Here is an 11,766-nt window from a genome sequence, read left to right as displayed (position 1 = left end):
ACGGCGCCTTAATAACCCTCTGTTCATTACACTCTGCTATGGGGCGGCATGGTAGATATTCTCACAGCAGATGGCTTTCGCGCTCATATATCGGAACAGCTCTACAAAGTGATGCGCCAACCCATTGTGGATCTCAATGATGGGCGCATTCATCACTATGAATGGCTTGTCCGTTTTGACGATGAGACAGAGACACAAGGCGTCATTCGCCCTGCTGAGCTCTCAGGCGTTATCAGAGATCTGGATCTGTCTATGCTGGCTCAGGCTATACTTGTTTTAAACGCTGATCCTAGCGGCGCAGGCATTGCCATAAACCTTTCGGGGGCCTCCGTTGATAAAGCCGCTTTTAAAGGCTCAGTGCTGGCTTGCCTGACCGCCTTTGAAGCCTCCCCCACAAAACTCATTATAGAATTGACCGAAAGCTGGGATATGCATGACCTGGCTTTGGCCGAGAGTCTTCTAACCGAGCTTAAAACACGTGGTCACCCTGTGTGTTTAGATGATGTTGGCGCGGGCGCTGCATCTATTCGATATTTGCGGGCCCTTCCTGCAAATTGGCTAAAAATTGATGGCGGATTTGTCGCCGCAGCCTTCAACTCAACGCGGGATCGCGCAATTTTAGAGGCGCTTTTATCCCTGCGAGAGGCACTTGATGTTCGTTTTATAGCTGAAGGCGTTGAAACGGAAGAAATCAAGACCTTCGTGAAGAATTTAGGGTTTGACGCGGCGCAAGGCTACGCAATCGGGCGTCCGGAGCTCGAAACACGCATTTAAAGGCGTTTTTTGGCCAATTTAAATCGAATATTAACCACGTTTTGTTCGACTTATAAAACGAAGCATTTTACGCCGTTATCTATCAGTCGGCCCTAGCTTAGAGGATAATGTGCGCACAGGTTCAGTTAATCAACATGTTCCCGCTTCTCCGCCTCAAAACCGGATGCCACAACAACACATACCGCGCGGTGTGGCGCCTCCGCACGCACAGCGCCCTCAACACTCAGCTCCCCGGGCTTCATTTGAAACCGTGCCTCAACGGCCTACAAAAAACCTATCCAAAAAGCTCAGTGCCTTATCGGGTAAAGTCGATCAGTCATCTTTCAAAAGCCTTCTGATAAGCTCGCTCGCATTTTTTGCGCTTTTTATCATATTGGCGGCTACTAAACTTTATAATGACCACAAACGTTACAGAGCCACAGAGACCAGCAGCTATCAATCCGAGATTGTCAGTAAGGCAAATAATGCTGCGCGCGCCATAGACAGTGAAATTGCGTGGATGGATACGGCACTGTCTTTAAACGGACGCCCACAGCAAATTATCAATTTCGTTGCCCGTGGCCGCCAAACGGCTGGCGCTGCGCTCATAGACTCAACAGGAAAAATACTGGCCTCAACGGAAGGGGCTGGTGAGGATTTAGCTAAAATCAGCCGCAGAAATTTTCCTAAAGACGGCGTTCAATTATCCTCACTGATTTCCAAAGATGGATCGGGTATTATCACCCCGGTGATTACACGCCGCAAAGGTGATCAATTTCTTGTCGTCGGATTGTTCCCCGGAAGTCTTATAGGCCAATCTTCTTCAAATCTCTCAATTATTCAAAATGGGGGGCGCGTTATTGACGGCCCTCAAGATTTGGGACGAGCAGGTGTTCAGTCTTATTACGATATTTCGCCAAGAAAACTTGAGGCCATAACAGGCCCGGGTTCTGAAAACTCAATAGATTCTCATAATATGTCAGGGTCAGATGTCTGGCTGATTTCAGCCCGCATACCAAATTCTTATTTAAGCGTTGTGGAAAGTGCGCCGCGAGGGTTCTCGCCGGGCCTAAGAAGTAACATTTTACTATTCGCACTTCTATTCGCCGGAACGGCCTGGTTAGTTTGGACATTGCTGCGCAACATGATACAACAAATTCAAATTCTTCGTGACAAGCGGTCAGAAGACGAGGTTTCCCAACAACGCTACCGCGCAGCAATTGACGGCTCTCGCGGCGGTGTGTGGGAGCTCAATATCAGCAACAACCAAGCTTATATCAGCCACTCTTTGGCCGGTTTGTTGGGATTACCACAGAAAGAACATACCTTATCCATGCCGCAGTTTATGGGGTTATTTGCGCCCGCGGATCGCGAAAAGCTGCTCTCAACTGTGCGGCGTGCTCATGTAAATGGTCAATTTGATATTGATGTTGCTGCCGCTCATTTACCTCTTTCACTTGCATGTCGCGGCCGTCCGTCTGTACGTGGCTCTGATCAAGCAAAAGTCGTTATTGGTGTGGCGCTCGACGTCACAGAAATGCGTGGCGCACAAACTCGTCTTCAAGCCGCAGAAGCGCGTCTCTTCGATGCGCTACGCTCTATGAATGATAGTTTTGTGATTTGGGATCAGCTTGATCGCCTTGTCTTATGGAATAATAAATTTGAAGATTTCTTCGGTTTTGATGCCGGAAACCTCCAACAGGGTTTAGATTATGCCACTATCGAACATCACGCAAACAACAGCATTGAAAATATTACGCGGCTACCGGGGCAGAGCGGCTCTGAAATTCAGCTGAAAGACGGGCGTTGGATCCGCTATTTGGAAACCCAAACCGCTGATGGTGGACGCGTTTCTATCGGAACTGAAGTCACAGCTATTCGCACACGTGAAAATCAGCTCCAAACAAACCAAGAGGCCTTACAAAAAACGATTTCTGTCCTTAGAAAATCTCAAGTTCGCATCGTTGAATTGGCCGAAAACTACGAACAGGAAAAAATTCGTGCTGAGGAAGCCAACCAGTCAAAGTCAGAATTCCTTGCCAATATGAGCCATGAATTGCGGACTCCTCTAAACGCTATTAATGGCTTTTCGGATATTATGAAAAAAGAGCTTTTTGGCCCGTTAGGTGACCCGCGCTACAAAGAATATGTAAGCGATATCTTGTTCTCCGGACAACATCTACTTTCTCTTATCAATGATATCCTTGATATGTCCAAAATTGAAGCCGGTAAGATGACTTTGAATACCGAGGCTATGCAGATGAATGATATGATTGCGCAAGTCATTCGAATTGTACGTGGACGCGCCGATGATAATCGACTTAAATTAGTTTTCGAAGAATTGAACCTGCCTGAGATCGAGGCTGATCCTCGCGCGGTCAAACAAATCCTGCTTAACCTCGCGACAAATGCGATTAAGTTCACTCCTGAAGGCGGCATGGTAAGAATTGCTGTTGAACCTAAATCAGCCGGCCTCATCATAAGGGTCTCCGATACAGGTATCGGCATTTCTGAGGAAGACATTCAACGCTTGGCACAACCCTTCGAACAAATTGATAGTCAGCATTCACGCCAGCATGAAGGCACAGGGCTTGGTCTGGCGCTTTCCAAATCCTTGGTAGAACTCCATGGCGGTAACTTCACGATAGAATCCGTTATCGGCCAAGGTACAACCGTAATCTTTACCTTGCCAAACCGTCCTCTTGAGAAGAAAGCCAAGACGAACCAAGATAATGAAGTTGGGAATGAAATTACACGACTTGCACAAGATATTGCGGATGTTTTGACCAATCAGGGGACAGAAAACATTGAGGAGGCGCAAGAGCCGGCCGTAGCCGAAGCCCTGCCGTCAGCGGCTCCCGCGGAGGAGACACCTACACCGCCGCCTCCTGCGAATTTTGTTCCGCATCAAGCCCCGCAAGCTCCGTCTCAGCCCCAACCCTATATTCCGCCGCAGCAAAGTCATCCAGCGGCATAAGTTTTAATTCTTAGCTTTTAAAGCTTTCCTGCGCGGCAATAATAAAGTGGCTTTGAGACCTGGGTTTTCATCTGTCAATCCAAGTCCTGCTCCCATTACAAATTCGGCGCGATGAAGATCCGCAACAGCATCAACCAATGCAAGGCCCAACCCGCTACCCGGTAAGGTACGGCTTTTATCAAGCCTGACGAAACGTTCTTTGACGCGCTCTCTATCTTCCGCTGGGATCCCAGGGCCATCATCAGTGATAGAAATTTCAGCACGTCCGGATTTATTCTTGGATAAGCTCAAATGTATTTTTCCGCCTTTGGGGGTATATTTAATCGCATTCTCAATTAGGTTCGAGACTGCTTGAGACAAGAGCCCTCTATCCGCCAGAACCATAACACCGCTGGATATATCTGCTGAAAAATCGAGGCCTGCATCCTCACAGGCTGGTTCGTATAATTCCGCAAGATCATCAAGCATCGGCTTTGGGTCTACATCGGCAAGGAGTTCTCTGCGCTCTCCGGCTTCTAATCTTGCAATACGTAAGACCCCGTCAAAGGTCTGCAGAAGCTCGCTAGCATCTTCCGCAGCCGCAAAAAGTGTATCGGCTTCGGGTGTATCACCCAAATCAATGGCAGCACTTTCAAGCCGCGTGCGAAGCCGCGTTAAGGGCGTGCGCAGATCATGGGCCACACTGTCACCCGCATATCGCATCGCCTTCATAAGGCGGTCAATATGATCCAGCATTGCGTTAAGATGCTCAGCTAGCAAGTCCATTTCGTCTTCGGAATAAGTGCGCGGAGCACGACGATCCAAATTACCTGAACGCACATCATCTGCGAGCTTATTGAAAGCCTCTACGCGTCGCGTAAATCGAAGCGACACATACCAGCTCGAGATTAGCCCTAAGAGCAAAGCGATAACAGAAGAGGTTAGAATAGCATTGCGGACTTTAACGCCCGTGCGCATGATCGCTTCAACGTCACGGCCCACAATTAAGATAGCAACAACGCCGTTATCCGTCTTGATGGGCCCTACTAGTGCACGGCCTCTTCGGTCCTGAAAGTCCTCTTCTTCGCTTTCCGGATTACTATAAACAAATGGGACTTTTTTAAAGGTTCCCGGCTCAACACCGCTGAGCAGAGGTAAATCGCTTCCGTCTTTAGTAACAGTTTGGAATACAAGATTACCGATTGCTACGCGATCATTTAAAAGAGCATACCAACCTTCACTCGACGCAGTTCTTAGTGTCACTTCACGCTGCACGGCTTGAAAGCCTTGCTCATCAAATATCTTCTGGAACTCAGCATGTTCACTTTCGACAACCCGGTCAACGCGGCGAAGTTCTGAAGTCACAGTCGAATAATAAATTGACGCCGCCACGACTAATAATGAGGCCACAAATAGAAATGCGCCCAACAGAGATAATCTGAAGAGCGTATTTCGTGAAAGTTTTTTGATCGCCTCAATCATGGGTAAGCACGCTTAGGCGCAGGGGCTTAAACCTGCAAGCGATATCCTGCCCCGCGAACGGTATGAAGCAGAGGCTCGTCGAAGTCCTTATCGATCTTACCGCGCAAACGCGAAATATGGACATCAATAACATTTGTCTGGGGGTCAAAGTGATAATCCCAGACTTTTTCGAGCAACATCGTCCGTGTCACAACGCGGCCTGCATTACGCATCAAGCATTCCAAAAGACGAAACTCGCGGGGCTGCAATAGAACTTTTTGACCTGAGCGTCTCACTGTACGGGCCAACAGGTCCATTTCGAGATCGCCGACTTTGAGTTTGGTAACGGCGGCACTAGGATCAGAGCGGCGGCCAATCGCTTCGACTCGCGCCAAAAGCTCGGTAAAGGAATAAGGCTTGGCCAGGTAATCATCACCGCCTGCACGAAGGCCCTCTACGCGGTGATCCACCTCACCAAGAGCTGATAAAATCAATACAGGTGTGGCATCGCCATCCTCTCGCAAATCGCCGAGCAGTTCCATGCCATCACGCTTAGGCAACATACGGTCCAAAATAAGCGCGTCATAATCCGCCGCGCGGGCCATTTCCAGCCCTAGATCTCCATCCGGGGCCAGATCAACGACATGTCCGGCTTCCATTAAGCCTTTGCGGACATATTCCGCTGCGACTTCATCATCTTCTACAACTAATATTCTCATTTAAGTCTCCTCGGCATAAGCGCCAATGTGATCCCCATCCCATTTCATTTTATAACGGCAACACCATGAATGTTTCGCGGCCATCTTTGAGCCTTACATTCATGATAAGGCTGTTTTGTTCTGCGAGGCGTGCATTCAATACAACCGTTCTGAGAGAGCCGACTTCAGCCATGGGTGTTCCGTCTGCATCTAAAATTACCATACCCGTTGTAAAGCCGCCTTGCTCCGCGCCGCTGCCAGGCGTAACGGATTCTACATAAATGCCAACTTGGTCAGCCCGCATACCAATAGCTGATCGAAATTCGGAGGACAGGTCCAAAACTTGAAGCCCGGTATCTATATTTACCTTAGGCCCAACGCGCTTAGGCTCCGGCACCGGCAAGCCTTGCGCTATGGCATTAGCCCGTTCGATTTGTTCTTTGTCAGGACGCTCGCCAATGGACACATTTAATTGATAGGTTTTTTCATCACGCTCGTAAATCATACGCGCGACATCACCCGGCCTTAATGCTCCGATAGCCCGTGTGGCTTGAACTGAATTTCTGACGGCTTTGCCATTTATATTCAAAATAATATCATCAATCTGCAAACCATATTGCTCCGCCGGGCTTCCCGGTACAATATTATTTATGGTTGCGCCGGACTTGTATATTCCAGGTCTGTTTTCCATTTCAAATGTGGCAGTACGAAGGCCAGCGCCCAAATATCCACGACGGACTTCTCCGTCATTGCGAATAGAGGTGATGATATCTTCCGCTGTGCCGTGAGGAATGACAAAGGCGATCCCGACGCTAGCGCCTGTCGGGGAATAAATTGCCGAATTTACGCCCACCACGTCACCTTCGAGGTTAAATAGCGGGCCGCCTGAATTGCCGCGATTGATGGTGGCATCTGTTTGAATGTAATCAACATAAGAGCCGCTATCTACGCGGGAGCGGCCAATGGCCGAAATAACGCCAAGACTCGTGGACTGTCCAATCCCAAAGGGATTACCAATCGCAACAACCCAATCGCCAATACGTGCTTTTTCGCCCCGATGAAACTTCACATGCGGAAAGCTCTTATCGGCATCAATGCGCAAAAGAGCCAAGTCTGTTTCTTCATCAGTGCCAATAATACTGGCCGGAAATTTCTCGCCGCTGTTAAATTCAATTTCTATATTAGTTCCGCCTTCTATGACGTGATAATTTGTAACGACTTCTTTCTGAGGTGAAATAATAAAGCCAGAACCCTGCCCTTCAGACGTCGTTTCACCTGTTTCTGTTGTGACAATAATATTGACAACGGACGGGCTTACGCGGTCCACAAGGTTCGCAATAGACGGCAAGGCGCTTATCGGAGTTTGGTATAAATTTGAGGGCTGGCTACGCGTTGCGCCCTGCGGGGCTGGCATTGTCATAAGCGGCGCCGGAAGTGTTGCAGGCGCACTGAGTTGAGGCCGCGGAGCTGCTTGAATATCAGGGGACGGAACAGTTTGTTCCGTTGCGGGTTCAAGAGCTTTAAGGTCGAATATTTCAATCTCATAAGCCTCTTGCGCGGCAGGTGTATCATTTATGACAGGAACTGTTTGAGCATAAGCCGGCATGCTGATAGCCGAAGCTAGCAGGGCGGCAGTTCCAATAATGGTCTTGGTCTTATGGGACACAAATCACTCCAACGTCTAAAGCGGTTGTGACAAACCGCATGTAACCTAATTATGTCCAAAACATGACAAGAGCGTAATGCTTTGGGCTTGTTACCGTGATTTTGTGAAAATCAGCGTCCGGTTTTCTTTTGGCATCACAATACGAGCCTTGTGAGTAAACCCTGCTTCGCTAAATATATGCTTAACATCGTCTAAATTTCGCACACCCCAATTTGGATTTCTGCTCTTTAGCGACACATCAAAGGTCAGATTTGAGGGCGCAGTGTCCTCACCCTCTTGAAACGGGCCGTAAAGAATAAATGTCCCGCCACTTTTCAAAACATCCGCAGCCCCTGAAACCAAGCCCAAAGCCGCCTCCCAAGGAGCGATATGAATCATATTGGCGCAATATATGACGTCATATGACGGTAGCTCGCGGGCCCAATCAGGCTGTGTCGTGTCCAGACTTAGTGATGGCAACATGCGCCCTGCGCAATCATTCGCCCAGGCATCTTGGCTCGCACGGCTCTCGGCATTTGGATCCGTTGGCTGCCAGATAATATCGGGCCGTAAGTCACACATAAAGGCCCCGTGCTCCCCTGTACCGGAGGCGATTTCTAGGACGTGGGCACCATGGACAATATGCTGATTTATAACCTCCCCTATTGGAGCTTTATTGCGGCCCGCTGTCGGAGAAAACAGTCTGGCACCAGACTGTCCGCGGTTTTCCAAATGTATCGGATCTTTACGGCTCATCTTATATCCGCCGCGGCAATGTTAGCGTTACCTTCAAGCCACCCATTTCTGATTTATCAAGCTTAAGTGAACCCTTATAGGCTTGCGCTAAATCCTGAACAATTGCGAGACCAAAACCACTGCCAGGTGTTGCTTCATCAAGCCTTGCCCCGCGTTTTAAAGCCTCGCTATATTGATCTGCTGCCATACCTGGCCCATCATCCGCAACGACTAAAATAAAGCTCGTCTCGTCATCAGGGTTCACAAAAGATCGCGCCTCTAACGAGGTCTTCGTCCATTTACAGGCATTATCCATGAGGTTTCCGGCCATTTCTTCGAGATCGCGTTTTTCGCCCCTGAACATTAGGCCATGCATAAAATCAATATCGAAATCGATATTCTTACTTTTATAAATACGCGATAATGTTCGGGCCAGACCCTCTAATGTTTGCGTGACATCTGTCGAAACACCAATCGCTTGCCCCCTAGCTGCGGCGCGGGCACGGCGCAAATGGTGATCAACTTGCTGTTTCATTGTTTCCGTCTGGCGAGAGACGATTTCAGAGGGTGTTTTTTCTGAGGCTTCAGCTTCATTTTGTAATACCGCCAGGGGCGTCTTAAGGGCATGAGCCAAATTCCCGACATGGGTTCTAGCCCGCTCGACAACGTCCTTATTATGCGCAATCAAGGAATTCAACTCTGTTGCCAAAGGCTGAATTTCCGCAGGATAAGCCCCGTCCACTTGCGCCGTTCGGCCTTCGCGCACATCTGCGACGCGGTCTCGTAATTCAAAGAGCGGTTTCAGCCCCGTCCTCACCTGTGTCACCACAGCAATGATTAGGCCTAAAGAGATTAGTAACATCAACCCCAAAGCCGTCAGTGCAAAACTTAGGATAGAGCGGCTTGCCGCGCGGCTATCTGCGGCCGCCACAATTACAACAGGGGTATTCATATTGGGCAGAACGACCTGCCGTGCCACAAGGCGCAAAAACTCATCGGCATCCGGGCCTTCTGCTCGCGTACGAATTTCTTCACCTTGCTGGTTTTGCAGCTCATCAACCGCGTCAGGCGGTAGGACTAACGTCGCCCCTAAAAGCGACCGAGACGCCGATATGGGTGTAATGATACCATCATCTCGTAGAAAACCCACAACCCAGTAACGGCCTGACAAAGCACGTTGATAACGCGGGTCAAGCGGCTCACGCGTGAGGGACAGCGAACCGTCCTGAACTTCCGCAGTCGCAATAAGAGCTGTGACAGCACTCACCAGAGGATCGTCAAAACTGCGATATGTTGTATTGCGATACAACCAAGTGAGCGTCAGGGCTGTTACCAATAAAAGAGGCAGCGCCCACATTGTTGCACCTCTAACGAGGCGCAAAACGAGAGATTGATTTTTTAAAGGCCCCTCAGGCACTTATTTGGCTTTGGCATCGCCAGCTTTTTGATCATCCGGATCAATGAGGCGGTAACCCAATCCGCGGACCGTTTCGATACGGTTCGTGCCAATCTTGCGGCGCAAGCGCCCCACAAAGACCTCGATTGTGTTTGAGTCGCGGTCAAAATCCTGATCATAAATGTGCTCTACAAGCTCCGTCCGGGAAATTACGCGGCCGCGATGTGTGGCCATGTAAGATAAGAGACGAAATTCGTGTGAGGTCAATTTAATCGACATTCCGCTGACAAACGCACGCGCAGAGCGGTTATCAACAGACAGCTCTCCGACATCGATCATATCGGTTGTGTGGCCGGAAGCCCGGCGTAATAGCGCACGCAATCGGGCCATCAATTCTTCGGTATGGAAAGGCTTGGTAAGATAATCATCTGCACCTGCATCAAATCCAGCGACTTTTTCGCTCCATTGATCCCGTGCCGTCAGCACCAAGACTGGGAAAAGCTTTCCGTCAGCACGCCATTTTTGCAGCACGCTGACACCGTCAATTATCGGCAAACCCAAATCCAGGATAACCGCATCATAAGGTTCGGTATCGCCAAGATGGTGACCTTCTTCGCCGTCTCCGGCAACGTCAACAGCATAACCAACATCTTTTAAAGCATCTTTGAGTTGACGGGATAAATCCGCATCATCTTCAACTACTAATATTCGCATCAGGCCCTCGCGTTCTGAAACTCGCCCATGCCCTTATTTGACACGTCCAGTTCTGGCGTCAATCAAAACATCAACGACTCGGCCATCTTTACGGATAACGCGGACCCTATAGGTGTTACCTTTACGCGAAATATCAACAACTTCACCACCGCCGGCTCTTTTTCGGGCTATTCTCTTAGCCTCAGAGGCCGAAACATCACGCCGCACCAAGTATTCAGTCATAGTTTCAGGTGAAGACTCATTTATGCCGCTCACAGCTGATTCGGCTTTAAACGGTATATTTTCAACCACTTCAGCCTGCGCAGTGCTTGGCAAAATAGCAATACCAGCCCATAAAATGGCGGATAAACCTAGCGTTATATGTCTGCGTTTTGTCATAGTGGAGATGTCTAGCTCATAGCCCCTGAACGCAATCTGAATAGTATTTTTAGACTTACTTAAGATTTTAAGGCAAAAGCCCATTTTAAGAGAGCAGCCCTTTGCGGGGATCAAAATCCTGGCTCTCTCTTGAATCAGCCCAATCGCTCAGACTTGCGGCATCGCTCTCCGCCATGATGAGGGCTAAAGTTACAATCAAATCACCGCCCGCAATGCCTTTGCCTTTCAGGCGCAGTTTTTGGCCTGTATTTGCGCCCTTGGGAATTTTCAGCTCCACATCACCGCCCGGCAAAGGCACACTGACATTGCCGCCCGTAACGGCCTCTTTGAGCGAAATAGGTAATGTGAGGCGCAATTTATTCCCATCGCGCGAAAAGTGCTTATGCGGCTTGATTGAGATCTCGACTTTCGCATCACCTTTAGGCCCGCCATTAATACCGGGCTTGCCTTTACCCACAACACGCAAAACCTGGCCCTCTTCCACGCCCTTGGGAATTTTTACAGTCAGGCCGCCCGTCAGTTTCTTTGTCCCGCCTGTGACAGCGTCAATAAAAGGTAGCGTGATTTTATAGCGAATATCCGCGCCCTTTTGAGGCGGTTTGCGGCGCTGCTGCATACCACCGTGCATGCCGCCCATATTCATGCCGAAAAGTGAGGAGAACAGCTCGGCCATATCGTCATTGCCGCCTCCCATTTGGCCGCGGCGACCACCGCCCATGCCGCCCATGCCTCCGAATCCGGTGTTGAAAGGGTTCCTACCGCCGCCAAAGGGACTCTGCTGCTGCCCCGAACTATCAACTTGTCCGCTATCATAGCGCTTTTTCATGTCTTTATCGGATAACAGAGAATAAGCCGCAGAAATCTCTTTAAATTTCTCGGCCATTTGAGGCTTATCTTTATTCACGTCAGGGTGATATTTCTTCGCCAAGGCCCGATATGCCTTACGAATCTCGGCCTCACTTGCCGAGCGGGATACACCCAGTAATTTATACGGATCCTTCGCCATGCATTGTATTTAGGCGGGAATGGG

10 protein-coding genes are annotated in these 11,766 nt (G+C 49.3%); 2 read left to right on the top strand and 8 right to left on the bottom strand.

Annotated elements, in window-relative coordinates:
• Nucleotides 1–48: 48 nt before the first annotated feature.
• Together F569_RS17075 and F569_RS18885 are read left to right on the top strand one after the other, a co-directional pair.
• The gene (locus tag F569_RS17075; protein WP_051279550.1) at nt 49–774 is read left to right on the top strand and encodes an EAL domain-containing protein; all 726 of its coding nucleotides are present in this window, start codon (nt 49–51) and stop codon (nt 772–774) included.
• 109 nt (nt 775–883) lie between these two features.
• On the top strand, nt 884–3,730 hold the full coding sequence (locus F569_RS18885; protein WP_051279548.1) for a PAS domain-containing sensor histidine kinase: 2,847 nt from the start codon (nt 884–886) through the stop codon (nt 3,728–3,730).
• A gap of 3 nt (nt 3,731–3,733) precedes the next feature.
• Here F569_RS18885 and F569_RS17065 read toward each other — a convergent pair whose 3' ends face one another.
• The 8 genes from F569_RS17065 to F569_RS17055 form a co-directional block, all read right to left on the bottom strand.
• Entirely contained in the window at nt 3,734–5,191 is a 1,458-nt protein-coding gene (locus F569_RS17065; RefSeq protein ID WP_051279546.1) for a sensor histidine kinase, read from the bottom strand.
• Nucleotides 5,192–5,217: 26 nt separating this feature from the next.
• Nucleotides 5,218–5,889 carry a response regulator transcription factor gene (locus F569_RS0107525; RefSeq protein WP_026941700.1) on the bottom strand — a complete coding sequence of 224 codons (672 nt, stop codon included), beginning with the start codon at nt 5,887–5,889 and terminating at the stop codon, nt 5,218–5,220.
• Nucleotides 5,890–5,938: 49 nt separating this feature from the next.
• The gene (locus F569_RS0107520; RefSeq protein ID WP_154813679.1) at nt 5,939–7,534 is read right to left on the bottom strand and encodes a trypsin-like peptidase domain-containing protein; all 1,596 of its coding nucleotides are present in this window, start codon (nt 7,532–7,534) and stop codon (nt 5,939–5,941) included.
• Nucleotides 7,535–7,624: 90 nt separating this feature from the next.
• The gene (locus F569_RS0107515; RefSeq protein ID WP_034388024.1) at nt 7,625–8,269 is read right to left on the bottom strand and encodes a DUF938 domain-containing protein; all 645 of its coding nucleotides are present in this window, start codon (nt 8,267–8,269) and stop codon (nt 7,625–7,627) included.
• A gap of 1 nt (nt 8,270) precedes the next feature.
• Entirely contained in the window at nt 8,271–9,605 is a 1,335-nt protein-coding gene (locus F569_RS0107510; RefSeq protein ID WP_154813678.1) for a sensor histidine kinase, read from the bottom strand.
• Between the two features lie 60 nt (nt 9,606–9,665).
• On the bottom strand, nt 9,666–10,358 hold the full coding sequence (locus F569_RS0107505) for a response regulator transcription factor (RefSeq protein ID WP_026941696.1): 693 nt from the start codon (nt 10,356–10,358) through the stop codon (nt 9,666–9,668).
• A 33-nt stretch (nt 10,359–10,391) separates the two neighbouring features.
• On the bottom strand, nt 10,392–10,736 hold the full coding sequence (locus F569_RS17060; protein ID WP_162143757.1) for a PepSY domain-containing protein: 345 nt from the start codon (nt 10,734–10,736) through the stop codon (nt 10,392–10,394).
• A gap of 85 nt (nt 10,737–10,821) precedes the next feature.
• Nucleotides 10,822–11,742 (bottom strand): DnaJ C-terminal domain-containing protein, encoded by a 921-nt coding sequence (locus F569_RS17055; protein WP_034388020.1) that lies wholly within the window; start codon nt 11,740–11,742, stop codon nt 10,822–10,824.
• Nucleotides 11,743–11,766 lie beyond the last annotated feature (24 nt).

This window comes from Hellea balneolensis DSM 19091 (assembly GCF_000428525.1).
GTDB classification, from domain to species: domain Bacteria; phylum Pseudomonadota; class Alphaproteobacteria; order Caulobacterales; family Maricaulaceae; genus Hellea; species Hellea balneolensis.
Note: the sequence above shows the minus strand (reverse complement) of the source record. Positions and strands in the feature narration are given on the sequence as shown.